The sequence below is a fragment of the Pseudomonas abieticivorans genome, assembly GCF_023509015.1.
In the GTDB taxonomy this organism is placed as follows: Bacteria; Pseudomonadota; Gammaproteobacteria; order Pseudomonadales; family Pseudomonadaceae; genus Aquipseudomonas; species Aquipseudomonas abieticivorans.
Window position 1 is genome coordinate 1,303,678 of the sequence record NZ_CP094975.1, and the last position, 26,379, is coordinate 1,330,056.

28 protein-coding genes and 1 tRNA gene are annotated in these 26,379 nt (G+C 61.2%); 2 read left to right on the forward strand and 27 right to left on the reverse strand.

Going from position 1 to position 26,379, the window contains the following annotated elements:
- Positions 1-242 precede the first annotated feature (242 nt).
- The 21 genes from L9B60_RS05780 to trmJ all read right to left on the reverse strand — a co-directional run bounded on the left by L9B60_RS05780 (position 243) and on the right by trmJ (position 19,015).
- Complete coding sequence (locus L9B60_RS05780; protein ID WP_249677132.1) at positions 243-1,034, reverse strand: amidohydrolase; 792 nt, start codon at positions 1,032-1,034, stop codon at positions 243-245.
- Positions 1,022-2,170 carry a pyridoxal phosphate-dependent aminotransferase gene (locus L9B60_RS05785; RefSeq protein WP_249677135.1) on the reverse strand — a complete coding sequence of 383 codons (1,149 nt, stop codon included), beginning with the start codon at positions 2,168-2,170 and terminating at the stop codon, positions 1,022-1,024. The genes L9B60_RS05780 and L9B60_RS05785 overlap by 13 nt, the downstream gene beginning before the upstream one ends.
- Positions 2,171-2,333: 163 nt before the next feature.
- Complete coding sequence (der, locus tag L9B60_RS05790) at positions 2,334-3,797, reverse strand: ribosome biogenesis GTPase Der (RefSeq protein WP_249677137.1); 1,464 nt, start codon at positions 3,795-3,797, stop codon at positions 2,334-2,336.
- Between the two features lie 141 nt (positions 3,798-3,938).
- Positions 3,939-5,090 (reverse strand): outer membrane protein assembly factor BamB, encoded by a 1,152-nt coding sequence (gene bamB / locus L9B60_RS05795; RefSeq protein WP_249677138.1) that lies wholly within the window; start codon positions 5,088-5,090, stop codon positions 3,939-3,941.
- Positions 5,083-5,724 carry a YfgM family protein gene (locus tag L9B60_RS05800; protein ID WP_249677140.1) on the reverse strand — a complete coding sequence of 214 codons (642 nt, stop codon included), beginning with the start codon at positions 5,722-5,724 and terminating at the stop codon, positions 5,083-5,085. Before L9B60_RS05800 ends, bamB begins: the two co-directional genes overlap by 8 nt.
- 46 nt (positions 5,725-5,770) lie before the next feature.
- Positions 5,771-7,060, reverse strand: a complete 1,290-nt coding sequence (gene hisS, locus L9B60_RS05805; RefSeq protein ID WP_249677143.1) for a histidine--tRNA ligase — start codon at positions 7,058-7,060, stop codon at positions 5,771-5,773.
- A gap of 21 nt (positions 7,061-7,081) precedes the next feature.
- Positions 7,082-8,191: a flavodoxin-dependent (E)-4-hydroxy-3-methylbut-2-enyl-diphosphate synthase gene (gene ispG, locus L9B60_RS05810; RefSeq protein WP_249677145.1), complete on the reverse strand. Its 1,110-nt coding sequence runs from the start codon at positions 8,189-8,191 to the stop codon at positions 7,082-7,084.
- Positions 8,192-8,195: 4 nt separating this feature from the next.
- On the reverse strand, positions 8,196-9,212 hold the full coding sequence (locus L9B60_RS05815; RefSeq protein WP_249677148.1) for a RodZ domain-containing protein: 1,017 nt from the start codon (positions 9,210-9,212) through the stop codon (positions 8,196-8,198).
- Entirely contained in the window at positions 9,212-9,970 is a 759-nt protein-coding gene (gene pilW, locus L9B60_RS05820) for a type IV pilus biogenesis/stability protein PilW (RefSeq protein WP_249677150.1), read from the reverse strand. Before pilW ends, L9B60_RS05815 begins: the two co-directional genes overlap by 1 nt.
- Positions 9,971-9,982: 12 nt before the next feature.
- On the reverse strand, positions 9,983-11,131 hold the full coding sequence (gene rlmN, locus L9B60_RS05825) for a dual-specificity RNA methyltransferase RlmN (protein WP_249677152.1): 1,149 nt from the start codon (positions 11,129-11,131) through the stop codon (positions 9,983-9,985).
- Positions 11,132-11,153: 22 nt separating this feature from the next.
- Complete coding sequence (gene ndk, locus L9B60_RS05830) at positions 11,154-11,585, reverse strand: nucleoside-diphosphate kinase (protein ID WP_249677154.1); 432 nt, start codon at positions 11,583-11,585, stop codon at positions 11,154-11,156.
- Positions 11,586-11,675: 90 nt separating this feature from the next.
- Positions 11,676-11,876: a Fe-S cluster assembly protein IscX gene (iscX, locus tag L9B60_RS05835; protein ID WP_249677156.1), complete on the reverse strand. Its 201-nt coding sequence runs from the start codon at positions 11,874-11,876 to the stop codon at positions 11,676-11,678.
- Positions 11,877-11,889: 13 nt separating this feature from the next.
- Positions 11,890-12,231 (reverse strand): ISC system 2Fe-2S type ferredoxin, encoded by a 342-nt coding sequence (gene fdx, locus L9B60_RS05840; RefSeq protein ID WP_249677158.1) that lies wholly within the window; start codon positions 12,229-12,231, stop codon positions 11,890-11,892.
- A gap of 3 nt (positions 12,232-12,234) precedes the next feature.
- On the reverse strand, positions 12,235-14,097 hold the full coding sequence (hscA, locus tag L9B60_RS05845; protein ID WP_249677159.1) for a Fe-S protein assembly chaperone HscA: 1,863 nt from the start codon (positions 14,095-14,097) through the stop codon (positions 12,235-12,237).
- 41 nt (positions 14,098-14,138) lie between these two features.
- Positions 14,139-14,660, reverse strand: coding sequence for a co-chaperone HscB (gene hscB / locus L9B60_RS05850; RefSeq protein ID WP_249677161.1), 522 nt, complete (start codon positions 14,658-14,660; stop codon positions 14,139-14,141).
- An 8-nt stretch (positions 14,661-14,668) separates the two neighbouring features.
- Positions 14,669-14,992: an iron-sulfur cluster assembly protein IscA gene (gene iscA / locus L9B60_RS05855; RefSeq protein ID WP_249677163.1), complete on the reverse strand. Its 324-nt coding sequence runs from the start codon at positions 14,990-14,992 to the stop codon at positions 14,669-14,671.
- A gap of 37 nt (positions 14,993-15,029) precedes the next feature.
- The gene (gene iscU / locus L9B60_RS05860) at positions 15,030-15,416 is read right to left on the reverse strand and encodes a Fe-S cluster assembly scaffold IscU (protein WP_093463004.1); all 387 of its coding nucleotides are present in this window, start codon (positions 15,414-15,416) and stop codon (positions 15,030-15,032) included.
- A 47-nt stretch (positions 15,417-15,463) separates the two neighbouring features.
- The gene (locus tag L9B60_RS05865; protein ID WP_249677165.1) at positions 15,464-16,678 is read right to left on the reverse strand and encodes an IscS subfamily cysteine desulfurase; all 1,215 of its coding nucleotides are present in this window, start codon (positions 16,676-16,678) and stop codon (positions 15,464-15,466) included.
- 44 nt (positions 16,679-16,722) lie between these two features.
- The gene (gene iscR, locus L9B60_RS05870; RefSeq protein ID WP_249677167.1) at positions 16,723-17,220 is read right to left on the reverse strand and encodes a Fe-S cluster assembly transcriptional regulator IscR; all 498 of its coding nucleotides are present in this window, start codon (positions 17,218-17,220) and stop codon (positions 16,723-16,725) included.
- A 250-nt stretch (positions 17,221-17,470) separates the two neighbouring features.
- On the reverse strand, positions 17,471-18,241 hold the full coding sequence (gene cysE / locus L9B60_RS05875; RefSeq protein ID WP_249677170.1) for a serine O-acetyltransferase: 771 nt from the start codon (positions 18,239-18,241) through the stop codon (positions 17,471-17,473).
- Complete coding sequence (trmJ, locus tag L9B60_RS05880; protein WP_249677172.1) at positions 18,242-19,015, reverse strand: tRNA (cytosine(32)/uridine(32)-2'-O)-methyltransferase TrmJ; 774 nt, start codon at positions 19,013-19,015, stop codon at positions 18,242-18,244.
- A gap of 145 nt (positions 19,016-19,160) precedes the next feature.
- On the opposite strand from trmJ, the gene suhB reads away from it, so the two are divergent.
- Entirely contained in the window at positions 19,161-19,976 is an 816-nt protein-coding gene (suhB, locus tag L9B60_RS05885; RefSeq protein WP_249677174.1) for a type III secretion system regulator SuhB, read from the forward strand.
- A 95-nt stretch (positions 19,977-20,071) separates the two neighbouring features.
- On the opposite strand, the gene L9B60_RS05890 is transcribed toward suhB, so the two are convergent.
- The 6 genes from L9B60_RS05890 to queA all read right to left on the reverse strand — a co-directional run bounded on the left by L9B60_RS05890 (position 20,072) and on the right by queA (position 26,174).
- Positions 20,072-20,623 (reverse strand): glycine zipper 2TM domain-containing protein, encoded by a 552-nt coding sequence (locus L9B60_RS05890; protein ID WP_249677176.1) that lies wholly within the window; start codon positions 20,621-20,623, stop codon positions 20,072-20,074.
- A gap of 121 nt (positions 20,624-20,744) precedes the next feature.
- Positions 20,745-21,656 carry a protein translocase subunit SecF gene (secF, locus tag L9B60_RS05895; RefSeq protein WP_249677178.1) on the reverse strand — a complete coding sequence of 304 codons (912 nt, stop codon included), beginning with the start codon at positions 21,654-21,656 and terminating at the stop codon, positions 20,745-20,747.
- Between the two features lie 9 nt (positions 21,657-21,665).
- Positions 21,666-23,534 carry a protein translocase subunit SecD gene (gene secD / locus L9B60_RS05900; protein ID WP_249677181.1) on the reverse strand — a complete coding sequence of 623 codons (1,869 nt, stop codon included), beginning with the start codon at positions 23,532-23,534 and terminating at the stop codon, positions 21,666-21,668.
- 63 nt (positions 23,535-23,597) lie between these two features.
- A complete protein-coding gene (gene yajC / locus L9B60_RS05905) occupies positions 23,598-23,936 on the reverse strand; it encodes a preprotein translocase subunit YajC (protein ID WP_249677183.1) in 339 nt (112 codons plus the stop codon).
- A gap of 43 nt (positions 23,937-23,979) precedes the next feature.
- Positions 23,980-25,095 carry a tRNA guanosine(34) transglycosylase Tgt gene (gene tgt / locus L9B60_RS05910; protein WP_249679669.1) on the reverse strand — a complete coding sequence of 372 codons (1,116 nt, stop codon included), beginning with the start codon at positions 25,093-25,095 and terminating at the stop codon, positions 23,980-23,982.
- A 14-nt stretch (positions 25,096-25,109) separates the two neighbouring features.
- Complete coding sequence (gene queA, locus L9B60_RS05915) at positions 25,110-26,174, reverse strand: tRNA preQ1(34) S-adenosylmethionine ribosyltransferase-isomerase QueA (RefSeq protein ID WP_249677185.1); 1,065 nt, start codon at positions 26,172-26,174, stop codon at positions 25,110-25,112.
- A 109-nt stretch (positions 26,175-26,283) separates the two neighbouring features.
- On the opposite strand from queA, the gene L9B60_RS05920 reads away from it, so the two are divergent.
- A tRNA-Leu gene (locus tag L9B60_RS05920) sits at positions 26,284-26,368 on the forward strand.
- The last annotated feature ends 11 nt before the right edge of the window (positions 26,369-26,379 follow it).

The window sequence follows — 26,379 nt, forward strand, 5'->3', positions numbered from 1 at the left end:
TTTTTTATGCCTTTGGATTGGCGGCGCCTGCTTCGCGGAGAAATCCGCGAAAAGGACATTGCGGTGTGTCAGGCAATTTGCGTCGCCTGTTTCGCGGATAAATCCGCTCCTACAGGATGGTCGCGCTCTTGTAGGAGCGGATTCATCCGCGAAGCAAACGCCGCGGTGCACCTGGCCAACCGTGGTGATCTTTTCGCGGATGAATCCGCTCCTACAGGCCAGCGAGCGAAAAGAGCACCTCATCAATGAAGGTCGAAGGTATCCGCATCAAGGTTGGCTGGGAAACGCGTGCGATACGCCGCCAACTCCGCCGAACTCAGCGACACATGGAACACCCCGTCCGCCTCCCCCGCGCTCAATAAACTCTCGCCCTGAAAATCCAGCACTTGGCTATCACCGGTGTAGGTGAAGCCCTTGCCATCGGTACCCACGCGGTTCACTGCCGCCACATAGCACAGGTTTTCGATCGCCCGGGCCGGCAGCAAGCGGTTCCAATGCAGGCGCCGCGCACCCGGCCAGTTGGCGGTGTACAGCAACAGGTCGGTGCTTTCCGCGTCGCGGCTCCACACCGGGAAGCGCAGGTCGTAGCAAATCAGCGGCCGCACCCGCCAGCCCTTGAGCTCGAACTGCACCTGGCGGTCGCCGGGGGTGTAGTGATTGTGCTCACCGGCCATGCGAAACAGGTGGCGCTTGTCGTAGTGCAGCACCTCGCCGTCCGGGCGGGCCCACAGCAGCCGGTTGCGATGGCTGCCATCGGCGGCCTGGATAATCACGCTGCCAGTGATCACCGCGTCGAGCTTCTCGGCCTGGGCCTTCAGCCACTTGGTGGCGGGGCCGTTCTCCGGTTCGCACAGGGTTTCGGATTGCATCGAGAAGCCGGTGGTGAACATCTCGGGCAGGATGATCAGATCGGCCCCGCGCGCCTGCTCCAGCAAAGCATCGAAATGCTCTAAGTTGGCGGTGCGGTCATGCCAGGCCAAGGTGGTTTGCACCAGGGCCAGGTTCAGATTGGGCAGTGCTGTCAAATCACGCATAGTTTTTCCGCTGCGGCTCGCAGGGTCTCCTCGCGCTTGGCAAAACACAGTCGCACCAAGCGTTGTTCGGGGATCGGCGTTTGGTAGAACACCGACACCGGGATGGTCGCCACACCCTGCTCGCGGGTCATCCACAACGCCATGTCGACGTCGTTCAGGTCCGGGCGAATGGCGGAGTAGTCGACCAACTGAAAATAGGTACCGGCCACGCGGCTGAAGGTGAAGCGCGATGGCGTCAGCAGGTCGCAGAACAGGTCGCGCTTGGCCTGGTAGAACGCGGGCAGTTGGTCGACGTGCTCCGGGTGCGCCGCCATGTAGTCGGCCAAGGCCCACTGCAAAGGCGTGACCCCACAAAAGCTGACGTACTGGTGCACCTTGCGCAACTCAGCGCTCAAAGCCGGTGGCGCCACCACGTAGCCGGTTTTCCAACCCGTCACGTGGTAGGTCTTACCAAACGAACTGACCACGAAGGCACGCTGGTATAACTGCTCGTGGGCCAACACACTCACATGTTTGACCCCGTCGAACACCAGGTGTTCGTACACCTCGTCGCTCACCAGGTAGATGTCACGGTCGGCGATCAACGCAGCCAACTGGTCCAGTTCGGCGCGGCTGATCAGCGCGCCGCTGGGGTTGTGCGGGCTGTTGAGGATGATCATGCGGGTACGCGGGCTGAGCGCATCGCGAAGCTTTTGCCAGTCGATGGCAAAGTCCTGGGCATCCAATTGCACGTGCACGCAGCGGCCGCCGGCCAGCTCCACCGACGGCTCGTAGCTGTCGTAGCAGGGGTCGAAGACGATCACTTCGTCGCCCGTGCGGATCACGGCCTGGATGGCGCAGAAAATCCCTTGGGTGGCGCCCGGGGTGATGGTCACCTCGGTGTCGGCGTTCACCGTGCGCCCGTAACTGCGGGCGATCTTGGCCGCGACCTGCTCGCGTAAAGCGGGCAAACCGGTCATGGGGGCGTATTGGTTATGGCCGTCGGCGATATGCCGGGCGACTGCATCGCGCAGTGCCTGGGGGCCGTCGAAATCGGGAAAACCCTGGGACAGATTGAGCGCACCGGTTTGCGCGGCGAGCTGGGACATGGTGGTGAAGATGGTGGTGCCGACGTTCGGCAACTTACTGCTGATCATGGGCCGTTCCCTGCAAAACACCCGGCTCAGAGCGGCGCGGGGGTTAGCAGGATAACCTTGAAAGCAGAGCCTGCGCCAGACACCTGTGGGAGCGCGGCTTGCCGGCGATGGCGACCTTGAGGACGCCATCGCCGGTAAGCCGCGCTCCCACGAGAGCAGACGATCAGCGCTTGTCGCGGCGCTTCTTGTCGGCTTTCTTGTGGTGCGACATCAAGCGGCGCTTCTTGTTGACCTGGCGGTCGGTAAGCGAGTTCTTGTTGCCTTCGTACGGGTTATCGCCGCCCTTGAACTCGATGCGGATCGGTGTACCGACCAGCTTGAGCACGCGGCGGTAGGTGTTTTCCAGGTAACGCACATACGACTTGGGCACGCGCTCTACCTGGTTACCGTGAATCACGATAATCGGCGGGTTGGCGCCACCCAAGTGAGCGTAACGCAGCTTGATGCGGCGGCTGTTGACCATCGGCGGCTGGTGCTCTTGCACCGCGTCTTCGAGGATCTGGGTCAGGCGGTTGGTCGGCCAGCGAGTGATCGCCGACTTGAACGAGGCCTGTACCGAAGCGTAGAGGTTACCCACGCCGGTGCCATGCAGTGCCGAGATGAAGTGGATATCGGCGAAGTCGACGAAGAACAACCGGCGTTCCAGCTCGGTCTTCACGAAGTCGCGTTCGCTCGGCACCATGCCGTCCCACTTGTTCAGCGCGATGACGATCGCACGGCCCGACTCCAGGGCAAAGCCCAGCAGGTTCAGGTCGTGGTCCACCACGCCTTCGCGGGCGTCCATCACGAAGATCACCACGTTGGCGTCTTTGATCGCCTGCAGCGTCTTGACCACCGAGAACTTCTCGACCTCTTCGTGGATCTTGCCGCGCTTGCGTACACCGGCGGTGTCGATCAGCGTGTACTTCTCGTCGTTACGCTCGAACGGGATGTAGATGCTGTCGCGGGTGGTGCCGGGCTCGTCGTAGACGATAACGCGGTCTTCACCCAGCATGCGGTTGACCAGGGTCGACTTGCCGACGTTCGGGCGGCCGATGATGGCAATCTTGATGCCATCCTTCTCGCTCGGGCCAGGGATGCGCACCTGCTCTTCGCCTTCGGCAACGCCTTCGGCCAGGTCGACTTCTTCCACGTCACGCGGGAATTCGCCCAGGGCGGCCTCCAGCAACGTGTTCACGCCACGGCCTTGTGCACCGGCAACGCCGATGGCGTGGCCCATGCCCAACGGCGCGAATTCGGCGCGGGCCATTTCAGGATCGATATTGTCGATCTTGTTGGCGACCAGGATGGAGCGCTTGTTACGCTTGCGCAAATGCTCGGCGATCATCTGGTCGGCGGCGGTGTAGCCAGCGCGCGCATCAACCAGGAACAGCACCACATCGGCTTCTTCGATGGCCAGCAGCGACTGCTCGGCCATTTTTTCGTCCATGCCATGCTCGTCACCGGAAATACCACCGGTGTCGACCAGAATATAGGAACGCCCTTGCCAGCGCGCCTCTCCGTATTGGCGATCACGGGTAAGACCAGACAGGTCGCCGACAATAGCGTCGCGGCTCTTGGTCAGGCGGTTGAACATGGTGGACTTGCCGACGTTCGGTCGGCCCACCAGGGCGATTACGGGAACCATTAGGCTCTCCACTGCGTTATTTCAGAAAATACAAAGGCCGCTGCAGGCAGCGGCCGGAGTTCGAAGCGGCCAGTACCTGCACCGCGCGCCCCACCTTGGAGGGGCTGCACAAGGCCTTCAGACCTTGAGCATAGACAACCCTTACTTGATGGACAGCGCTTCGAGCTTGCCGCTGTTGCCAAACACGTAAATCATGTTGCCATCTACCAGCGGACGGGCCCGCAGGCCGTCGCCGTCAATCTTTTCACGCCCTACGAAGCGGCCGTCAACCTGGCTAAGCAGGTGCAGGTAACCTTCGAAGTCGCCCACCGCCACGTAGCTGGAAAACACTTCCGGCGCGGACAGTTGGCGGCGAGCCAGGGAGTCGTTGCTCCACAGCGAGGTGGTGGAACGCTCGTCAACGCCTTCGACGGTGCCATTGGCGCCGGCAATATAAACGCTGCCGAAGCCTTGGGCCACACCGGCATAGCTGGAAGCGTCACGCTGCCAGAGGATGCGACCGCTTTCCAGGTCCAGGCCGGCCATGCGGCCCTGGTAGCTGGCCACGTACAGTGTACCGCCAGACAGCAGCAAGCCGCCGTCGATATCCACCACGCGATCCAGCTCCGAGCGGCCTTGCGGCACGGCAATGCGCTGTTCCCAGACCGGTACGCCATTGCGCACGTCCAGGGCGACCACTTTACCGGTCGACAGGCCGGCGATGGCCAGGTGGTTGGTGACCAGCGGGGCACCGGTGCCACGCAAGGTCAGCACCGCCGGGGTACTGTCATATTGCCACAGCTGGCTGCCAGTGCTGGCGTCCAGGCCGATCAAGCGATCGTCTTGGGTTTGCACCACCACCACGTCACCGTTGGAAGCTGGCGGGGCCAGGACTTCGCTGGTGACGCGCGCGCGCCATTTTTCTTCGCCGTTGGTGGCGTCCAGGGCAATCACGTCACCACGGATAGTGCCGATCATTACCAGGCCGTAGCCCACGCCGACCGCACCGGAAACCGGCAGCTCGAGGTCTTTCTTCCAGGTCACGTCGCCGTTCAGGCGGTTCATGGCCATCACCACGCCGGTCACGTCAGCGGCATAGATGCTGTCGTTCTCGATGGCCGGTACCAGCATGTTGTAGGTCTTGCCCTGACCGTCGCCGATCGAACGGCTCCATTCCTTATGCAACACCACTTCTTCTTTGAAGTCGTGCAGCTCGGCCGGTGGCAATTCCTTCTTGCTATTGCTGCTGCAACCCGCGGCCAAAATGACCAGGGCCAGCAATCCCGCATGTTTCCAACGGCTCACGTCACGCATCCCCTTTGGCCAAGTCGTCCAGCTTGATTTGTAAGCCACCCACTGCTGCCTCGTCGGACAGAGCGGCCTTGGCCTTTTGATAAGCGGCATAAGCATCGTCGGCACGACCCAACTGCACCAGCAGGTCGCCTTTAAGCTCTTCGCGGCTGGCCAGGAACGCCTTGTCGGCGTCACCGTCAAGCAGCTTCAGGGCGTCGTCGGCCTTGTTCTGCGCGGCCAGTACCTGCGCCAGGCGCTGACGGGCAATCTCGCCCAGCGCCGGGTTGCTTGGCTTGTCGACAATGGCTTTGAGCTCGCTGGCAGCGTCGTCCAGCTTGCCGTTGTCCACCGCCACCTTGGCGACGAACAGGCTGCCGTACTGCGCGTACGAGGTACCGGCATAGTTGGTATTGAGCTTGCCAGCCAGGTCCGCGACCTGGGCCACGTCCGGTTTGCCGGTCGGGTTCAAGGCGGTTTCAAGCAGTTGCTGATACAGGTTGGAGGCGCCCTGAGCCTGGTTGCCCTGGTACTTCTGCCAGGCCTGCCAGCCGAACACGACCACCAGAGCCAACAGGCCACCGGTAACCAACGGTTTGCCGTTGCGCTGCCACCAGTCTTTCAGCTCGGCGAGCTGTTCATCTTCGGTACCTGACACCCCAATACTCCTATTTTGCAAATTCGGCTGTTTTGACAGCTTCAATTCAACCCTGCACGACGCAGGAAGCCAGATGCTCGGCCAGAGCATCCCAGGCAATGTTTTGTTGTTCGCCCTGGCCACGCAGGGGTTTGAAACCTACCACTTGTTGCGCCAGTTCGTCGTCCCCCAGGATCAAGGCATAGAGCGCACCGCTCTTGTCGGCCTTCTTGAACTGGCTCTTGAAGCTGCCGGCACCGGCGTTCACCTGCAGGCGCAGGCCTGGCAGTTGGTCGCGCAGGCGTTCGGTCAAGGCAAGGCCGGCCAGCTCTGCCTGCTCGCCAAAGGCGCACAGGTAGACGTCGACCGTACGGGCAATGGACTCCGGCACCTGGCCCAGGGTTTCAAGCATCAGGATCAGGCGCTCGATGCCCATGGCAAAGCCCACGCCTGGGGTCGGCTTGCCGCCCATCTGCTCGACCAGGCCATCGTAGCGGCCACCGGCGCACACGGTGCCTTGGGCGCCGAGCTTGTCGGTGACCCATTCAAATACCGTCTTGCTGTAGTAGTCCAGGCCACGCACCAGCTTGGGGTTGATCACGTAGGGAATGCCCACGGCGTCCAGGCGAGCCTTGAGGCCCTCGAAGTGCACGCGCGACTCTTCGTCCAGGTAATCGGCAAGCTTGGGCGCGTTCACCAGCACGGCCTGGGTTTCCGGGTGCTTGGTGTCCAGCACGCGCAGCGGGTTGGTTTTCAACCGGCGCTGGCTGTCCTCGTCGATCTTGTCCAGGTGCGCGGTGAGGAACTCCACCAGCGCGCCACGGTAGCGCGCACGCGCCTCACTGGTACCCAGGCTGTTGAGTTCCAGGGTAACCGCGTCGCTGATACCAAGGGCCTTCCACAGGCGCGCCGTGAACACGATCAGTTCGGCATCGATGTCCGGCCCTTCCAGGTTGAACACTTCCAGGCCGATCTGGTGGAACTGGCGATAGCGGCCTTTTTGCGGACGCTCGTGGCGGAACATCGGGCCGATGTACCACAACTTCTGCACCTGGCCACCACCGGTCAGGCCGTGTTCCAGCATGGCCCGCACGCACGCGGCGGTGCCTTCGGGGCGCAGGGTCAGCGAATCGCCGTTGCGGTCCTCGAAGGTGTACATCTCTTTTTCGACGATGTCGGTGACTTCGCCGATCGAACGCTTGAACAGTTCGGTGAACTCCACGATCGGCATGCGCACCTGGCGGTAGCCGTAGGTGTCCAGCAAGCCTGCCACGGTGCTTTCGAAATAGCGCCACAGGGGCGTCTGGTCCGGCAGGAGGTCGTTCATGCCACGAATGGCTTGCAGCGTCTTACTCACGGGTAATCCTTAAAATGCTGTTCAGCCGCGGGCGATCAGCGCCGCGTCGGCTTCGACTTTTTCGGCCGCCTTGCGCCGGATCAGCCTCTCGAGCTCATCCACCAGGTTCTCGTTGGTCAGCTTTTGCGCAGGCTTGCCGTCGATGTAGATCAGGTTCGGCGTGCCGCCGGTCAGGCCAACATGGGCTTCCTTGGCCTCGCCGGGGCCGTTGACCACACAGCCGATCACGGCGACATCCAAGGGTACCAGCAGGTCTTCCAGGCGCCCTTCCAACTCGTTCATGGTCTTGACCACATCGAAGTTCTGCCGCGAGCAGCTCGGGCAGGCGATGAAGTTGATGCCACGCGAACGCAGGCGCAGGGACTTGAGGATGTCGTAACCGACTTTCACTTCCTCGACCGGGTCTGCCGCCAACGAGATGCGGATGGTATCGCCAATCCCGTCGGCGAGCAGCATACCTAGGCCCACGGCGGATTTCACTGTGCCTGAGCGCAAACCACCGGCTTCGGTGATGCCCAGGTGCAGCGGCTGGATGATTTCCTTGGCCAGCAGGCGGTAGGCTTCGACGGCCATGAACACGTCCGAGGCCTTGACGCTGACCTTGAAGTCTTCGAAATTCAGGCGCTGCAAGTGCTCTACATGGCGCAGAGCCGACTCCACCAAGGCTGCCGGGGTGGGTTCGCCGTACTTTTTCTGCAGGTCTTTTTCCAGCGAACCGGCGTTCACGCCGATGCGGATCGGGATGCCGCGGTCACGGGCGGCATCGACCACGGCGCGCACACGGTCTTCACGGCCGATGTTGCCCGGGTTGATGCGCAGGCAATCGACGCCCAGCTCGGCCACGCGCAGGGCGATCTTGTAGTCGAAGTGAATGTCGGCCACCAGCGGCACGTTCACCAGCTTTTTGATCTTGCCGAACGCCTCGGCGGCGTCCATGTCGGGCACGGACACGCGCACGATATCGGCGCCGGCATCTTCCAGGCGCATGATCTGCGCAACGGTGGCCGCGACGTCGTTGGTGTCGGTGTTGGTCATGCTCTGGACCGCGATGGGTGCATCGCCGCCGACAGGCACATTACCTACCCAGATTTTACGAGAGACGCGACGTTTGATCGGTGATTCGCCGTGCATGGTTTTACTGCCCCACTTTCATGCGAGCCGTTTCGCCCGAGGTAAAGGGCGCGACATCAACGGGCTGGCCGTTATACGAGATTTGCGCACCGCGGGCATAGCCCAGGCGGACCGCGAACGGCGGCTTGCCGCTCAGCGACAGGCTTTCGCCCTTGCGCTTGAGACCGCTGAGCAGGACCTTGCCATTGGCATCGGTGACCTGGGTCCAGCAGTCGGCGGTGAACTGAAACTGCAGTTGGCCGCTGCCGGCAACCGGCTCGCTGGCGGCGGCAGCCGGTGCAGCGGGTGCGGGCGCGGCGACAGCGGGCGTGTGCGCCACGGCAGGAGCACTTGGTGCTACCGGTGCGGTGGTGGTCGGCGCCGCAGTGGCCACGGGTACGCCGGCCTGGGCCGCAACGGTGGCTGGCGATGCCGGCGTACCGGTGGTGGCCGGGTCTACCGGTGGCTGACCCTGGTTCAGGCTCAGCGCGGTGCTGCTGCCGTCTTTCTCGGCCTCGGTCACGGCCTGGTCTTCAGGCTCGTCGATCGGGTGGATCTGGGTGGTGCCGTCGGCGCTTTCGACCTCGACGTGCTCCATGGCCAAGCCCGACTGGTCTTTGCTGCGCTGGTTGTTCTGGTCCTGCCACCAGAAAAAGCCACCGCCGACCACGGCCAGCAGGAGCAGCAGGCTGACCCCGCGCAGAATATTGTGCGACAGGCGCACCGGTTCCTCGATGCGGCCCAGGCTGTGCACTTCACTGCCCTGGGAATGGCTGCCAGTGGCCTGGTCGAAGGCCAGCACCAGCGGCGCCTGATCCATGCCGAGCAATTTCGCGTAGGCGCGGATATAGCCCCGGGCAAATGTGTGCCCGGGCAGCTTGTCGAACGCGCCCGCCTCAAGGTTGCCAAGGGAGCTGACGGTCAGGTTGAGCTTCACTGCCACTTCGGCTAGCGACCAGCCACGGCTTTCGCGGGCCTGGCGCAAGGTCTCACCAGGGTTCACGCGAGTCGCTGCTACAACTTCGGGATGCGCCGCTTTCATCATTGCTCCGACAGGTATTGCTGATATTCCGGCGTACCGGGATAGAGTCTTCTGAGTTGCAGGCCAAAACTGGCCGCTTTGTTCTTGTCTTCGAACACCTTCGCCAGCCGCGTGCCCAACAACAGGCTGCGGGCGTTTTGCTCGCTCATCTGGCTGAAACGGTCGTAGTAACCACGCGAGGGCACATAATGCCTGTCTTCGTAAGACAACTCAGCCATTTCAAGCAGTGCACGCGGTTGCTGGCCATTGAGGCGCAGGGCTTTGTCGAGCAATTGCTGGCCCTGTTCACGCTGGCCGAGCTTGAGCGCGGTCATGCCCATGTTCTCGAACACCCGGGAACGCTCAGGGTACAGGATGTCGGCCGAGGCTTTTTCAAACATCGCGTAAGCGTCCTGATACTGCTTTTGCTCGTACAGGAAGCTGCCGTAGTTGTTCAGGATACGCGCATCGTCGCCGCGACTGGAAATGGCCTTGCGAAAATACTCGTCGGCAAGCTTGGGCTCCATCTCGGCCTGGAACACCAGGCCCAGCGCCGCGTTGGCGTCAGGGTCGGAAGCATCCAGCTCCAGGGCCTTTTTCAGTGGCACCTTGGCGCGTTCCGCCGCGCCCTCCTGCAGGTAGCCGATGCCCAGCTGCACGTAGGCCTTGCGCGCTTCGTCACGGCCCTTGCTGGTACTCATCGGGTTGACTTGACCCGTGGTGACGCACCCAGCCAACAGGCTGACAAACAGTAGCAACAGCGCGGCGCGCAGGGTCATAGAGATCCTCTCTTAGGAGCGGTTCGCAGCGTCAAGCGGCATGTCGCCATCGGCATTGAGCTGCCGTACGGCGATATAGCGTTCGCTGCGTCGGGTGCGGTCCATCACCTGCCCGACCAATTGGCCACAGGCCGCGTCGATGTCTTCGCCACGGGTAGTACGTACCGTGACATTGAAACCGGCCTGGTGCAAATGATCCTGGAAGCGACGGATGGCATTGTTGCTCGGTCGCTCGTAACCCGAATGGGGGAACGGGTTGAACGGGATCAAGTTGATTTTGCACGGGACGTTCTTGAGCAACTCGGCCGTTTCGATCGCGTGCTCCAGCTTATCGTTTACGTCCTTGAGCAAGGTGTACTCAATGGTAAGCACACGTTTCTCGCCCAGCGACGACATGTAGCGCTGGCAGGATTCGAGCAATACCTTGAGCGGGTATTTCTTGTTGATCGGAACCAGTTCGTTGCGCAGCGCGTCGTTAGGCGCGTGCAGCGACAGGGCCAGGGACACATCGATGTGCTTGGCCAACTCGTCGATCATCGGCACCACGCCCGAGGTGGACAGGGTCACCCGGCGCTTGGAGATGCCGTAGCCCAGGTCATCCATCATCAGATGCATGGCGGCGACCACGTTGTCGAAGTTCAGCAATGGCTCACCCATGCCCATCATCACCACGTTGGTGATGGCACGGTCGACGGTAGCCGGGACACTGCCGAAAGATTTGTTGGCAATCCACACCTGGCCGATCACTTCGGCGGCGGTGAGGTTGCTATTGAAGCCTTGTTTGCCCGTGGAGCAGAAACTGCAATCCAGGGCACAGCCCGCCTGGGACGAAACACACAAGGTGCCGCGCTTGCCCTGGGGGATGTACACGGTCTCGACGCAGCTGCCGGACGCCACTCGCACTACCCATTTACGGGTGCCGTCGGTGGAGATGTCCTCGCTGACCACTTCGGGGCCGCGAATTTCAGCACAGACCTTGAGCTTTTCGCGCAAGGCCTTGCTGACGTTCGTCATGGCGTCGAAATCATCGACGCCAAAATGGTGGATCCACTTCATGACCTGACCGGCACGAAAGCGCTTCTCCCCGATCGAGTCGAAGAACTGTTCCATTTCCGGTTGAGTCAGCCCCAACAGGTTTGTCTTGCCAGTCATGTCATTCATGGTTTCACCTTCACCCAATCGCTTAGCGAGTGCGTGCGCAGACTTCGGTAGCTGCGAAGAAGTACGAGATTTCACGTGCAGCAGCGGCTTCGGAGTCCGAACCGTGTACAGCGTTGGCGTCGATGGAGTCAGCGAAGTCAGCGCGGATGGTACCGGCAGCAGCTTCTTTAGGGTTGGTAGCGCCCATCAGCTCACGGTTTTTAGCAATGGCTTCTTCGCCTTCCAGAACCTGAACGACAACAGGGCCGGAGATCATGAAGGCAACCAGTTCGCCGAAGAAACCACGAGCGCTGTGCTCAGCGTAGAAACCTTCAGCTTCGGCCTTGGACAGTTGCTTCATTTTCGAAGCGACGACTTGCAGACCGGCTTTTTCGAAACGGGTGACGATTTCGCCAACAACGTTTTTAGCGACGGCGTCAGGCTTGATGATGGAGAAAGTACGTTGAACAGCCATGGTGTAACTCCAGAAACAGTGGTTTTTGCGAAAAATTAAACCCGCGAATTATACGCGGGTTCTGGGGTATTGCCTAACCTGCGCGGATGATCAGTCCAATTCTTCGATCCAGAGGCCTTGCACGGCCTCCAGTACCTTCTCGCCACAACGGCCAGAGGTGTTGTCAAAATCGGGCAGTTCCATGATCCATCGCTGCAGATCGACGAAATTAACCGAAAGCGGATTGACTTCCGGCTTGGCCTCGGCCAACTCCTCGGCAATACGCTGTACATCATTCCAGCCGTAAGACATGACAATCTCCCGATCAGTGCGGCGCTTCGGCTGCATGGTTGAGCGAGTATTTCGGAATTTCGACGGTAATGTCTTCGGTCCCGACCTTGGCCTGGCAGCTCAGGCGCGAGGTGGGCTCAAGACCCCAAGCGCGATCCAGGAAGTCTTCTTCCAGCTCGTCGGCCTCCTCCAGCGAGTTAAAACCCTCGCGGATGATGCAGTGGCAGGTGGTGCAGGCGCACACGCCGCCACAGGCACTTTCGATCTCGATGTGGTTGTCGTGTGCCACTTCCAGGATCGACTTGCCGGTTTCGGCCTCGACGACCATACCGTCCGGGCAATGCTCGGCGTGGGGCAGAAAAATGATCTGCGGCATCAGTTATTCCTCAATCTCATTCAGGTTGCGGCCGGACAGTGCGGCTTTTACCGTCAAATCCATGCGCCGGGCGGCAAAGGCATCCGTCACTTGCGACACACGCTTGGTCTGCTGCTCGATGGCGGCGCCATCGGAACCGACCATCAATTCACGCAATTGGTCGACCTGAAAGTCGATGGCCTGGCGCTCTTGCGCGCTCAACAGGCGATCACCGTCGGCCAGCAAGGCGGCCTCGACCGCTTCAACCAGACGCTCGGCGTCAACCTGGTGCTCGCGCAACTGGCGTGCCACTTTGTCATCGTTGGCATGTTGGAACGAATCCTTGAGCATCTTGGCGATTTCACCATCGGTCAGGCCGTAGGACGGCTTGACCTGGATGCTGGCTTCAACGCCCGAACCCAGCTCGCGCGCGGCGACACTGAGCAGGCCATCGGCGTCCACCTGGAAGGTGACACGGATTTTCGCCGCGCCCGCGACCATGGGCGGAATGCCACGCAACTCAAAGCGCGCCAGGGAGCGGCAGTCGCTGATCAGCTCGCGCTCGCCCTGCAGCACATGAATCATCATGGCCGACTGGCCGTCTTTATAGGTGGTGAAATCCTGGGCACGGGCGACGGGAATGGTGGTGTTGCGCGCAATCACCTTCTCCATCAGCCCGCCCATGGTCTCCAACCCCAGGGACAGCGGGATCACGTCGAGCAGCAGCAACTCGCCGCCGTCACGCTTGTTGCCGGCCAAGGTATCAGCCTGGATGGCAGCGCCAATGGCGACCACCTGATCCGGGTCGATCTCGGTCAGCGGTGCACGGCCAAACAGCTCGGCCACCGCCTCGCGCACACGCGGCACACGGGTGGAACCACCGACCATGACCACGGCGCCGACTTCTTCGAACTCAACGTTGGAATCACGGACGGCACGGCGGCAGGCTTTCAGGCTGCGAGCAACCATCGGCTCGATCAGGCTGTTGAAAAACTCGCGGCTCAGCTCACTTTGCCAGGCGCCATGGCTGACAGCCACGGTGTCAGCAACGGTCAAGGCCTCTTTGGCTGCACACGCGGTTTGCAGCAACTGACGTTGTGCACCGGGGTCCAGGTCCGAAGACAGGCCTGCCTGCTCGACGATCCAGCCGGCGATGACGTGGTCGAAGTCGTCGCCGCCCAAGGCGCTGTCGCCCCCGGTGGCCAGCACTTCGAACACACCACCGGTCAGGCGCAAGATCGAGATATCGAAGGTACCGCCGCCCAGGTCGTAAATAGCCACCACGCCCTCGGCATGCTGGTCCAGGCCGTAGGCCACGGCCGCAGCCGTCGGCTCGTTGAGCAGGCGCAGCACGTTCAGGCCCGCCAACTTGGCGGCATCCTTGGTGGCTTGGCGCTGGGCATCATCGAAGTAGGCCGGCACGGTGATCACCGCCCCTACCAACTCACCACCCAAGGTGGCTTCTGCGCGCTGGCGCAGCACCCTGAGGATGTCGGCGGAGACTTCGACCGGGCTTTTGGGGCCCTGCACGGTTTCGATGAACGGCATATGCGACTCACCGCCCACGAAGCGGTAAGGCAGCTGCTCGCCCAATTGCTTGACGTCGGCTAGGCCGCGACCCATCAGGCGCTTGACCGACAGCACGGTGTTGAGCGGATCACTGGCGGCAGCTGCCTTGGCGCTGCTGCCTACTTCGATACGGTCGGCGTGGTAGCGCACGGCAGACGGCAGGATGACCTGCCCCTGGGCGTCCGCCAAAGGTTCGGACAGACCACTGCGCAATGCAGCGACCAGCGAATTGGTAGTGCCAAGGTCAATACCCACCGCCAGCTTGCGCTGGTGCGGTTGGGGACTTTGGCCGGGTTCGGCGATCTGCAGTAGGGCCATGCTTATCTGAATATCAGGCGTGCGACCGGAGGAGCACTGGGTTAGTCGTCGAGGCGCTCTTCTAGCTGGCGCACTTCGTAAGAGAGCTTGTCGAGGAACTGCATGCGCCGCATCAGGCGCTCGGCCTGCTCGCGTTGCGCAGCGTCATCCCAACAGGCCGCAAAGCTATCGTTCAGTTGATCCTGGGCGACCTTCAGGCGCCGCTTGAACACCGCGACACCGTCGATGTCGGCAGCGTCTTGCAGGTCTTCGAGTTCTTCGCGCCACTGCATCTGCTGCATCAGGAAGTCAGGGTCATGGACCGTGACTTCCTGCGGCACTTCATGCCCACCGATGGCCAGCAAGTAACGCGCACGCTTGGGCGCACTCTTGAGGGTCTGGTAGGCATCGTTCAGGCCGGCGGATTTTTCCAGTGCCACGCGCTGCTCTCGCTCGGAAGCGTCGGCAAAGCGATCAGGATGGACACCACGCGCCAACTCTCGGTAGCGCGTGGCCAACTGCTCGAGATCCAGGCGGAAGCTCGGTTGCAGGTCAAACAAGGCGAAATGACAAGGAGTACCCACGTAAAGCCTCAGATGTTGAAGCTTTCGCCGCAGCCACACTCACCGCGTACGTTGGGGTTGTTGAACTTGAAGCCTTCGTTCAACCCTTCCTTGACGAAATCGAGCTCGGTGCCATCAAGGTACGTCAGGCTCTTGGGGTCGATGATCACTTTTTCGCCGTGACTCTCGAACACCAAATCCTCTTCAACGGTCGCGTCGACGAATTCCAGCACATAGGCCAGACCGGAGCAGCCCGTGGTGCGTACACCCAAGCGGATACCTTCGCCCTTGCCGCGGCCGTCCAAGGAACGGCGCACGTGTTTGGCGGCGGCTTCTGTCATGCTGATAGCCATCGAGACTCCTTACTTGCAAGCAAGCGACTTAAAGCTCTTAGAGCAAACCTTTCTTCTGCTTGTAATCGTGAACGGCGGCCTTGATGGCGTCTTCAGCGAGTACGGAGCAGTGGATCTTCACCGGCGGCAGCGCCAGCTCTTCAGCCAGCTGGGTGTTCTTGATGGTTTCCGCCTCGTCCAGCGTCTTGCCCTTCATCCACTCGGTGGCCAGGGAGCTGGAAGCGATGGCCGAACCGCAGCCGTAGGTCTTGAACTTGGCGTCTTCGATGATGCCTTGCTCGTTGACCTTGATCTGCAGGCGCATCACGTCACCGCAGGCCGGAGCGCCGACCATGCCGGTGCCCACGTCCGGGTCCTCGGCATTCATCTTGCCGACGTTGCGCGGGTTCTCGTAGTGGTCGATGACCTTTTCACTGTAAGCCATGGTACTTAATCCTCACTCATCAGGGAGCCGTTCTTGAAGACGGCTTCTTAGTGCGCCGCCCACTCGATTTTCGAAATGTCGACGCCATCTTTGAACATGTCCCACAGCGGCGACAATTCGCGCAGCTTGGTGACGGCCTCGCAGACCTTGGCAGCGGCGTAGTCCACTTCTTCTTCGGTGGTGAAGCGGCCGAAGGTGAAACGGATGGAGCTGTGTGCCAGCTCGTCGTTGCGGCCCAGGGCGCGCAGTACGTACGAAGGCTCGAGGGATGCCGAAGTACAGGCCGAACCGGACGATACGGCCAGGTCCTTGAGCGCCATGATCAGCGACTCGCCTTCGACGTAGTTGAAGCTCAGGTTCAGGTTGTGCGGCACGCGGGCAGTCAGGCTGCCGTTGACGTACAGCTCTTCCAGGTGTTCGACCTGCTTGAAGAAGCGATCGCTGAGTGCCTTGATGCGCACGTTTTCAGCGGCCATTTCCTGCTTGGCGATATGGAACGCTTCGCCCATGCCGACGATCTGGTGGGTGGCCAGGGTGCCCGAACGCATGCCGCGCTCGTGACCGCCGCCGTGCATGGCAGCTTCAAGACGTACGCGCGGCTTGCGGCTGACGTACAGCGCGCCGATGCCTTTGGGGCCGTAGGTCTTGTGGGCAGAGAACGACATCAGGTCGACTTTCAGCTTGGACAGGTCGATGTCGACCTTGCCGGTGGACTGAGCCGCGTCGACGTGAAACAGGATGCCCTTGGAGCGGGTCAGCTCGCCGATGCCGGCGATGTCGTTGATCACGCCGATTTCGTTGTTCACGTGAATCACCGACACCAGGATGGTGTCTTCGCGCAACGCCGCTTCGATCATTTCCACGGTGACCAGGCCGTCTTCGCGCGGCTCGAGGTAGGTGACCTCGAAGCCTTCGCGTTCCAGCTGGCGCATGGTGTCCAGGACCGCCTTGTGCTCGATCTTGGTGGTGATCAGGTGCTTGCCCTTGGAGCCGTAGAAGTGCGCGACACCCTTGATAGCCAGGTTGTCGGATTCGGTGGCACCGCTGGTCCAGACGATTTCACGCGGGTCGGCGTTGACCAGGTCGGCAACCTGGCGGCGGGCGTTTTCGACCGCTTCTTCGGCTTTCCAGCCAAAGACGTGGGAACGCGAGGCCGGGTTACCGAAGTTCCCGTCAACCAGCAGGCAGTCACTCATTTTCTGCGCGACACGCGGGTCTACCGGCGTGGTGGCGGAATAATCGAGGTAAATCGGCAACTTCATCAAATCTCTCCTATCAGGCAGGCAAGCCTGTGTCTCAACGGCCGTCACTCGACGGCGGACGTTTCGATCTTGTCCAGGCGCAGCGTCTTGGTGCTGCTATTGCAGCGGCGCTGGTCCTGACGTAGGGCTACTTCTTGCACCTCACGGCGAGTCACAAGATCAGCCAAACTGATACCGCTTAAAAATTCATGGATCTGCTGGCTCAAATCACACCACAAGTGGTGCGTGAGGCAGGTATCACCTTGATGGCAATCGCCCAATCCCTGGCATCGGGTTGCATCCACCGACTCGTTGACCGCATCGATCACCTGGGCCACTTGGATACCGCCCATTTCACGGGACAGCTGATAGCCGCCACCGGGCCCGCGAACGCTGGATACCAGGTTGCCACGGCGCAACTTGGCGAACAGCTGTTCGAGGTAAGACAGGGAGATACCTTGGCGCTCGGAGATATCGGCCAATGAGACCGGGCCATGCTGCGCGTGCAACGCCAGGTCAAGCATGGCGGTCACGGCGTATCGGCCTTTAGTAGTCAGTCGCATGGCTAGTACCACGGTTTTGCGGAAAGGGAATCACGGAATAGGCTCAAGTATGCAATTCCCGAGTGTTTAAGTCAACTATAAGACCTACCACTTTAGTCGGGATTAGCGGTAATGCGGGCGCGATATGATAGCGGGTGCACGCAGCAAACGCACGCACTGGCGGTGACTGCTTCGCGGATAAATCCGCCCCTACAAGGGACTGCACCAACCCGTAGGAGCGGATTTATCCGCGAAAAGAACGCTGCAAATATCAGCGGTCGGTCGCCTGGCCCTTCACACACTCAAAATCCTCATCGCGCAACTGTGGCAGGTCCTTGGCGCAGTAATCACTGCCCATCCGGGTCATGGCCCCGCACATATCCTCCAGGCGCCCGTCCACGGCGTGCAGATGGTCAAGCAACTGGCCGATGGCACGCGCCACCGGGTCCGGCATGTCGCCACTGACACCATAGGCATCAAAGCCGATCTTCTCGGCAATGGCCTTGCGCTTGGCGTCCTGCTCGCCGTCTTCCTTGACGATGATGCGCCCCGGGATACCCACCGCCGTGGCACCGGCCGGCACCGCCTTGGTAACCACCGCGTTGGAGCCGATCTTGGCCCCCGCACCCACGGTGAACGGGCCCAGCACCTTGGCGCCCGCACCCACCACCACGCCATCTTCCAGCGTGGGGTGGCGCTTGCCCTTGTTCCAGCTGGTGCCGCCCAGGGTCACGCCCTGGTAAATGGTGACGTCGTCGCCGATCTCGGCGGTTTCGCCAATGACGATGCCCATGCCGTGGTCGATGAAGAACCGCCGGCCCACCTTGGCACCCGGGTGGATCTCGATACCGGTCATCCAGCGGCCGAAGTTGGAAACAATGCGTGCCAGCAGCTTGAAGTCCAGCTTCCACAGCTTGTGCGAAGCACGATGCAGCCAGATGGCGTGCATGCCCGGGTAGCAGGTCAGCACCTCAAAAGCATTGCGCGCCGCTGGGTCACGATGAAATACGCTTTGGATGTCTTCACGCAGACGCTCGAACATTTACTGATCCTTCCGCTTATGGGACTCACCACGGGCCGCTTTCTGGGTTTCCGTGAGGATGCCACGCAAAATATTCATTTCCGCCCGGTTGACCGAGCTGCGACCGTACAGGCGACGCAAGCGCGCCATCAGGTGCCGCGGGCTTTGCAGGTCGAGGAAGCCGATGTCCACCAGGGTTTTTTCCAGGTGCTCGTAGAAGCGCTCCATTTCATCGGTGGTGGAAACGTCACCACTGCGCACGGAAGCCACTTCGACTTTTTCGGTCTTCGACGCCTGCCCCTCGGCAGCCAGCCAGGCCATGCGCACTTCGTACGCCAGCACCTGCACGGCCGCACCCAGGTTCAGCGAGCTGAAATCGGGGTTCGACGGGATGTGCACGTGAAAATGACATCGCTGCAGCTCTTCATTGGTGAGGCCGGCGTATTCACGGCCGAACACCAAGGCGATCTCGCCGCCCTGGGCGGCCTCCTCGACGCTTTTGGTACCGCACTCGCGCGGGTCCAAAAGCGGCCAAGGGATACGGCGGTCGCGGGCACTGGTGCCGAGCACCAACGTGGTACCCACCAGCGCCTCTTCAAGGGTGGCCACCACCTGGGCGTTTTCCAGCACATCGCTGGCGCCCGATGCCCGTGCGTCGGCTTCATGGGAGGGAAAATCCAGCGGGTCGACCAGCACCAGGCGCGACAAGCCCATGTTCTTCATGGCACGCGCAGCCCCGCCGATATTGCCGGGGTGGCTGGTATTGACCAGGACAACACGAATATTTTGCAGCACGGCGAGGGCTCACAGACACGACGGAAGGGGAGCAAATCTTACAGAACCACGACGAGCAACGCCACGAATGCTGAAGGCCCCCTTCATCCAAACAGTTTTTCTGTTAGAATATTCGGCTTTCTTTAACGACCTAGGTGAAACGTCCATGCAGCCCATGCTGAATATCGCGCTGCGCGCCGCCCGCAGCGCCAGTGAATTGATCTTCCGCTCCATCGAGCGCCTGGATACCATCAAGGTTGATGAAAAAGACGCCAAGGATTACGTCTCTGAAGTCGACCGCGCGGCCGAGCAAAAAATCATCGATGCCCTGCGCAAGGCCTACCCTACCCACGGCATTCTCGGTGAAGAAACCGGCCTGCACGCGGGCAGCGGCGAAGGCGAAGACTACCTGTGGATCATCGACCCACTGGACGGCACCACCAACTTCCTGCGCGGCGTGCCCCACTTCGCCGTCAGCATCGCCTGCAAATACCGCGGTCGCCTGGAACACGCCGTTGTTCTGGACCCGGTTCGCCAGGAAGAATTCACCGCCAGCCGTGGCCGTGGCGCCCAACTGAACGGCCGTCGCCTGCGCGTCAGCAGCCGCACCAGCCTGGACGGCGCCCTGCTGGGCACCGGCTTCCCGTTCCGTGACGACCAACTGGACGGCCTGGACAACTACCTGGGCATGTTCCGCGCCTTGGTCGGCCAGACCGCCGGCATCCGCCGCGCTGGCGCCGCCAGCCTGGACCTGGCCTACGTGGCCGCCGGCCGTTACGACGCCTTCTGGGAGTCGGGCCTGAGCGAATGGGACATGGCTGCGGGCGCACTGCTGATCCAAGAAGCCGGCGGCCTGGTGAGCGACTTCACCGGCGGTCACGACTTCCTGGAGAAGGGCCACGTGGTCGCAGGCAACACCAAGTGCTTCAAGGCAGTACTGACGGCGATCCAGCCGCACCTGCCGGCTTCGCTGAAGCGTTAAGCTTAAGGCGGGCATAAAAAAAGCACCCTGCGGGGTGCTTTTTTTTGGGCGGGATTTACGTTGGGCGGTTCGCGAATGGAACCGCCCCTACCGGCTCACTGTTGGGACTGCTGCCCTTCGTTCAACACCAACTGCCCCTGCTTGTTAACCGGAATCTTGGAACCCGGATCACGATCCATCCGCACCTGCCCCGGCTGGCCATTGAGCTGGTACTTCACGTTGTAACCCACCACCTTGTCGCTGATGTCATTCACGGTATTACAGCGCGTTTGCGTGGTGGTGTAGGTATCACTGTTCTGCATGTGCTCCTGCACCTTGTTGCCGGCGTAACCACCGCCGACTGCACCGGCCACGGTGGCCAGGGTCTTGCCCTTGCCGCCACCCACCTGGTGGCCCAACAGGCCGCCTGCGACCGCACCCAGCACGCTGCCGGCGATCTGATGCTGATCCTGCACCGGCTTCTGCCGGGTTACGGTCACATCCTTGCAGACCTGCCGAGGGGTCTTGATCTGTTCATTGATAGGCTCTACAGCCACAACGTCCGCATACTCCGGGCCGCTTTTCACGAGGCTGTAGGTCGCGACAGCACCCCCGGCAGTTACACCGACAGCACCCAACACTGCACCAACCAGCAACGATTTGTTCACTTGAACCTCCTGACCTACGGTAACGGGTCAAAGCCCGCGCTTCTCCCAGCCTTGGAGCATAAAAAAAGGCGCGAGTTCAATACTCGCGCCTTTTTGGCTGACAGCAGGTAAGGGTTTTGCCTTACGGGCGATCGTCCACCTTGTCGGTGGTGACCGGTGCAATCAGGTCTTCGCTGTTCAGGTTCAGCCAGATCAACACCACGTTGGCGATGTAGATCGAGGAGTAGGTACCCGCCAACACGCCGATGAACAGCGCGATGGAGAAACCGAACAGGTTGTCACCGCCAAAGAACAGCAGCGCCGCGATCGCCAGCAGCGTGGAGATCGAGGTAGCCATGGTGCGCAGCAGGGTCTGGGTGGTCGAGATGTTGATGTTCTCGATCAAGGAAGCCTTGCGCAGTACACGGAAGTTTTCCCGTACCCGGTCGAACACCACGATGGTGTCGTTGAGCGAGTAACCAATGATCGCCAACACCGCCGCCAACACCGTCAAATCGAAGGTGATCTGGAAGAACGAGAGGATACCCACGGTCACCACGACGTCGTGGATCAGCGAGGCGATGGCACCCACCGCGAACTTCCATTGGAAGCGGAAGGCCAGGTAGATCAATACGCCGCCCAAGGCCATGAGCATGCCCAAGCCGCCCTGGTCGCGCAGTTCTTCACCTACTTGCGGGCCCACGAACTCGACACGCTTGACCTCGGCCGGGTTGTCGCCGCCGAACTTCTGCAGCGCTTCGGACACTTGCGCGCCCAGCTTGGGATCGTCGCCCGGCATACGCACCAACAGGTCGGTGGTGGCGCCGAAGTTTTGCACGATGGCTTCGCGGTAACCGGCCTCGACCAGCTCCTTGCGCACCGCACTCAGGTCCGCCGGCTTCTCGTAGGCAAGCTCGATGAGCGTACCGCCGGTGAAGTCCAGGCCGTAGTTAAGCCCCTTGTGGAACCAGCTGAACAACGCCAGGGCCGTGAGAAGCAGTGTGATGGCGAACGCAACGTTGCGCACGCCCATGAAGTTGATGGTACGTTTCATGGCAGCCCCTTAAATCCACAACTTCTTGAAGTCACGACCGCCGTAAATCAGGTTGACCATTGCGCGGGTCACCATGATGGCTGTGAACATCGAGGTAAAGATACCGAGGGACATGGTCACGGCGAAGCCCTTCACAGGGCCGGTGCCCATGGCGAAGAGGATGCCACCTACCAGCAACGTGGTCAGGTTGGCGTCGACAATCGCGGTAAACGCACGGCCGAAACCTTCGTTGATTGCACGCTGCACCGTCATCCCCGCAGCGATCTCTTCACGTATCCGCGAGAAGATCAGCACGTTGGCGTCGACCGCCATACCCATGGTCAACACGATACCCGCGATACCCGGCAGGGTCAGCGTAGCCCCCAGCAGCGACATCAGTGCCAGCAGCATGACCATGTTCAGCGCCAGTGCCACGGTGGCGATCAAACCGAAGAACCGGTAGATGGCCATGATGAACAGCGACACGAACAGCATGCCCCACAAGGAAGCGTGAATACCCTTGGTGATGTTGTCGGCACCCAGGCTTGGGCCAATGGTGCGCTCTTCGGCGAAGTACATCGGCGCGGCCAGACCACCGGCACGCAGCAGCAGGGCCAGCTCCGAGGACTCACCCTGGCCGTTCAGGCCGGTGATACGGAATTGGCTGCCCAGCGGCGACTGGATGGTGGCCAGCGAGATGATCTTCTTCTCTTCGGTGAAGGTCTGCACGGCCACGTCTTTTTCAACGCCGTTGACAGTCTGCTTCTCGTAACGGGTGGTTGGCTTCTGCTCGATGAAGATCACCGCCATGCTGCGCCCGACGTTGCTGCGCGTGGCGCGGCTCATCAGTTCGCCGCCGTGGCCATCCAGGCGGATGTTCACTTGCGGCTGGCCGTGTTCGTCGAAGCTGGCGGTGGCGTCGGTCACCTGGTCACCGGTGATGATCAGGCCACGTTCAACGGCTGCCGGCGGGCGGTTGCCCTCGCGAAATTCGAAGGTTTCGGTGGTCGCCTTGGAGTCATCCGGGCCTGCGCCCAGGCGGAATTCCAGGTTGGCGGTTTTACCGAGGATACGCTTGGCTTCGGCGGTGTCCTGCACGCCTGGCAGCTCGACCACGATGCGGTTGGCACCCTGGCGCTGAACCAGTGGCTCGGCCACGCCCAGTTCGTTGACGCGGTTACGTACCGTGGTCAAGTTCTGCTTGATCGAGTACTCGCGGATCTCGGCAACCTTGGTGGCCTTGAGCGCCATCTTCAACACCGACAATTCGCCTCGCTCGGAGGTGGTGATGTCGAAGTCAGCGAAATTCTTCTGCAGGGTATCGCGTGCCTGCTGGCGGGTGGCGTCGTCGGCAAAGCCCAACTGAATCGCGCCATTGTCCTGCGGCATGCTGCGATAACGCAGTTTGTCTTTACGCAGCTGGGTTTTGATTTCGCCTTCGTAGACTTTCAGACGGGCGTCGATCGCCTTGTCCATGTCAACGGCCAGCAGGAAGTGCACACCGCCGGAAAGGTCCAAGCCCAGTTTCATCGGGTGCGCGCCAATGCTGCGCAACCATTTTGGCGTGGTAGGGGCCAGGTTCAGTGCAACGACGTAGTCGTCACCCATGGCCTTGCGAACCACGTCCTTGGCTGGAAGTTGATCTTCCTGCTTGACCAGTCGCAACAAACCGCCCTTGCCATTCTCGGCCAGGGACGCGCCCTTGACCGCAATACCGGCATCGGTGAGCGCTTTGCTCGCCAGGTCCAGTTCCGCCTGGCTGACCTGCAGCGCACTGCTTGCGCCGGTGACCTGGATGGCCGCGTCGTCAGGGTAGAGATTGGGTGCGGAATAAATAAAACCGACCGCCAGCACCGCCAGGATCAGTAGGTATTTCCACAGAGGGTATTTGTTCAGCATCACGCCGCCCGTTCAAGACGCGGGGCGCCTTGCGCGCCCCGTCGATTGGTAAAAGTCTGGAGCTTAGATCGCTTTGAGCGTGCCTTTCGGCAGGGTCGCTGCGATGGCGCCCTTCTGAATTTTCAGCTCTACAGTGTCCGACACTTCGATAACCACGAAATCATCGGTCACTTTGTTGATCTTGCCGGCGATACCGCCGGTGGTCACGACTTCGTCGCCCTTGGCCAGGTTGCCCAGCAGGTTTTTCTGCTCTTTGGCACGCTTGGCCTGTGGACGCCAGATCATCAGGTAGAAGATGACCAGGAAGCCGACCAGGAAGATCCACTCAAAACCGCCGCCCATTGGGCCTGCAGCAGCCGGTGCAGCCGCATCGGCGAAAGCATCAGAGATAAAAAAGCTCATTTAGCACTCCAGTTGCAAAAGGTTGACTCTAAGGGTCACGAAATCAGTCCAAAGGCGGCGTGACAAGCCCGCGCTTGGCGTAGAAGGCATCGACAAAGGCGGCCAATGTACCTTGTTGAATAGCCTCGCGCAAACCAGCCATCAGCACCTGGTAATGACGCAAATTGTGGATCGTATTCAACATACTCCCCAGCATTTCGCCGCACTTGTCCAAATGATGCAGGTAAGCGCGGGAGAAGTTCTGGCAGGTGTAGCAATCGCAGGTCGGATCCAGCGGCGAATCATCATGGCGATGGAACGCGTTACGGATCTTCAGCACGCCTGTATCAATGAACAAGTGCCCATTGCGGGCATTACGGGTTGGCATCACGCAATCGAACATGTCCACACCGCGGCGCACACCCTCAACCAAGTCTTCCGGCTTGCCAACACCCATAAGGTAACGAGGTTTGTCAGCGGGCATCTGGCCCGGCAGGTAATCCAGCACTTTAAGCATCTCGTGCTTGGGCTCGCCCACCGACAGGCCACCGATGGCCAGGCCATCGAAACCGATCTTGTCCAGGCCCTCCAGCGAGCGCATGCGCAGGTTTTCGTGCATGCCGCCCTGGACGATGCCGAACAGCGCCGCCGTGTTGTCGGCATGGGCGTTCTTGGAACGCTGGGCCCAACGCAGCGACAGCTCCATGGAAACGCGCGCAACATCTTCGTCAGCAGGATACGGGGTGCATTCGTCAAAAATCATCACCACGTCCGACCCCAGGTCGCGCTGCACCTGCATCGACTCCTCCGGCCCCATGAACACCTTGGCGCCGTCGACCGGTGAGGCGAAAGTCACGCCCTCCTCCTTGATCTTGCGCATGGCGCCCAGGCTGAACACCTGGAAACCACCGGAGTCAGTCAGGATAGGGCCTTTCCACTGCATGAAATCGTGCAGGTCGCCGTGGGCCTTGATCACTTCCATGCCCGGGCGCAGCCACAGGTGGAAGGTATTGCCCAGGATCATGTGCGCGCCAATGGCCTCGATGTCCCGCGGCAGCATGCCCTTGACCGTGCCGTAGGTGCCCACCGGCATGAACGCCGGGGTCTCGACCACGCCACGGGGAAAGGTCAGCCGGCCACGACGGGCCTTGCCGTCGGTGGCCAGCAGTTCGAACGACATACGACAGGTGCGGCTCATGCGTGATCCCCTGGCGCGGTGGCTTGCGGACCACGGGGCGCCAAATTGCGGGTGATGAACATGGCATCACCGTAACTGAAAAAGCGGTAACCGTTGGCCACTGCAGCCTGGTAGGCCGCCATGGTCTCGGGGTAACCCGCGAAAGCCGAAACCAGCATCAGCAGCGTGGATTCAGGCAAATGGAAATTGGTGACCAGTGCATCGACCACGTGGAACGGGCGGCCCGGGAAAATAAAGATATCGGTGTCGCCACTGAACGGCTTCAACACGCCATCGCGCGCCGCACTCTCCAGCGAGCGGACGCTGGTGGTGCCCACGGCGACGACACGGCCACCGCGCGCCTTGCAGGCGTTCACGGCGTCCACCACTTCCTGGCTCACTTCGAGCCACTCTTTATGCATGTGGTGGTCTTCAAGCTTCTCGACCCGCACCGGCTGGAAGGTACCCGCGCCCACGTGCAGCGTCACAAAGGCGCTTTCAACACCCTTGGCCTTGATTTGCGCCAGCAGCCCATCATCAAAATGCAGCCCCGCCGTGGGCGCCGCCACCGCGCCCAGCCGCTCGGCGTAAACGGTCTGGTAACGCTCGCGGTCCGCACCCTCGTCGGGGCGGTCAATATAAGGCGGCAGCGGCATGTGCCCCACGCGGTCGAGCAACGGCAGCACTTCTTCGTTGAAACGCAGCTCGAACAACGCGTCGTGGCGCGCCACCATCTGGGCCTCGCCGCCGCCGTCGATCAAGATAGTCGAGCCAGGCTTGGGCGACTTGCTCGAACGCACGTGGGCCAGCACCGAATGGCTGTCCAGCACCCGCTCCACCAGGATCTCCAGCTTGCCACCCGAGGCCTTCTGCCCAAACACCCGCGCAGGAATAACCCGCGTGTTGTTGAACACCATCAGGTCGCCGGGGCGCAAATGCTCCAGCAAATCGGTGAATTGACGATGCCCCAAAGCCCCCGTCGGGCCGTCCAGGGTCAGCAAACGGCTGCCATGGCGCTCGGCCAAAGGGTGGCGGGCAATCAGGGAATCAGGAAGCTCAAAAGAGAAATCAGCGACGCGCATGATGAGGTTCGGTTTGACAGGGTCGCAAAGTTTAGCCGAAAACATAAAAAATGACCATGAAAGGCGGTTGACCAACGGTCATCTCGTCTCTATACTTCGCCGCCATTGAGCCCTGATGGCGGAATTGGTAGACGCGGCGGATTCAAAATCCGTTTTCGAAAGGAGTGGGAGTTCGAGTCTCCCTCGGGGCACCAAACAGAGATCC

What these genes read in the sequence shown, in the direction of transcription:
- L9B60_RS05780 (WP_249677132.1), bottom strand. Translation starts at nt 1,034, where the DNA reads ATGCGTGATTTGACAGCACTGCCCAATCTGAACCTGGCCCTGGTGCAA.
- L9B60_RS05785 (WP_249677135.1), bottom strand. Translation starts at nt 2,170, where the DNA reads ATGATCAGCAGTAAGTTGCCGAACGTCGGCACCACCATCTTCACCACC.
- der (WP_249677137.1), bottom strand. Translation starts at nt 3,797, where the DNA reads ATGGTTCCCGTAATCGCCCTGGTGGGCCGACCGAACGTCGGCAAGTCC.
- bamB (WP_249677138.1), bottom strand. Translation starts at nt 5,090, where the DNA reads ATGCGTGACGTGAGCCGTTGGAAACATGCGGGATTGCTGGCCCTGGTC.
- ispG (WP_249677145.1), bottom strand. Translation starts at nt 8,191, where the DNA reads ATGCACGGCGAATCACCGATCAAACGTCGCGTCTCTCGTAAAATCTGG.
- L9B60_RS05815 (WP_249677148.1), bottom strand. Translation starts at nt 9,212, where the DNA reads ATGAAAGCGGCGCATCCCGAAGTTGTAGCAGCGACTCGCGTGAACCCT.
- pilW (WP_249677150.1), bottom strand. Translation starts at nt 9,970, where the DNA reads ATGACCCTGCGCGCCGCGCTGTTGCTACTGTTTGTCAGCCTGTTGGCT.
- rlmN (WP_249677152.1), bottom strand. Translation starts at nt 11,131, where the DNA reads ATGAATGACATGACTGGCAAGACAAACCTGTTGGGGCTGACTCAACCG.
- ndk (WP_249677154.1), bottom strand. Translation starts at nt 11,585, where the DNA reads ATGGCTGTTCAACGTACTTTCTCCATCATCAAGCCTGACGCCGTCGCT.
- iscX (WP_249677156.1), bottom strand. Translation starts at nt 11,876, where the DNA reads ATGTCTTACGGCTGGAATGATGTACAGCGTATTGCCGAGGAGTTGGCC.
- fdx (WP_249677158.1), bottom strand. Translation starts at nt 12,231, where the DNA reads ATGCCGCAGATCATTTTTCTGCCCCACGCCGAGCATTGCCCGGACGGT.
- hscA (WP_249677159.1), bottom strand. Translation starts at nt 14,097, where the DNA reads ATGGCCCTACTGCAGATCGCCGAACCCGGCCAAAGTCCCCAACCGCAC.
- iscA (WP_249677163.1), bottom strand. Translation starts at nt 14,992, where the DNA reads ATGGCTATCAGCATGACAGAAGCCGCCGCCAAACACGTGCGCCGTTCC.
- iscU (WP_093463004.1), bottom strand. Translation starts at nt 15,416, where the DNA reads ATGGCTTACAGTGAAAAGGTCATCGACCACTACGAGAACCCGCGCAAC.
- L9B60_RS05865 (WP_249677165.1), bottom strand. Translation starts at nt 16,678, where the DNA reads ATGAAGTTGCCGATTTACCTCGATTATTCCGCCACCACGCCGGTAGAC.
- iscR (WP_249677167.1), bottom strand. Translation starts at nt 17,220, where the DNA reads ATGCGACTGACTACTAAAGGCCGATACGCCGTGACCGCCATGCTTGAC.
- cysE (WP_249677170.1), bottom strand. Translation starts at nt 18,241, where the DNA reads ATGTTCGAGCGTCTGCGTGAAGACATCCAAAGCGTATTTCATCGTGAC.
- suhB (WP_249677174.1), top strand. Translation starts at nt 19,161, where the DNA reads ATGCAGCCCATGCTGAATATCGCGCTGCGCGCCGCCCGCAGCGCCAGT.
- secF (WP_249677178.1), bottom strand. Translation starts at nt 21,656, where the DNA reads ATGAAACGTACCATCAACTTCATGGGCGTGCGCAACGTTGCGTTCGCC.
- secD (WP_249677181.1), bottom strand. Translation starts at nt 23,534, where the DNA reads ATGCTGAACAAATACCCTCTGTGGAAATACCTACTGATCCTGGCGGTG.
- yajC (WP_249677183.1), bottom strand. Translation starts at nt 23,936, where the DNA reads ATGAGCTTTTTTATCTCTGATGCTTTCGCCGATGCGGCTGCACCGGCT.
- tgt (WP_249679669.1), bottom strand. Translation starts at nt 25,095, where the DNA reads ATGTCGTTCGAACTGCTGGCCACCGACGGCAAGGCCCGTCGTGGCCGG.
- queA (WP_249677185.1), bottom strand. Translation starts at nt 26,174, where the DNA reads ATGCGCGTCGCTGATTTCTCTTTTGAGCTTCCTGATTCCCTGATTGCC.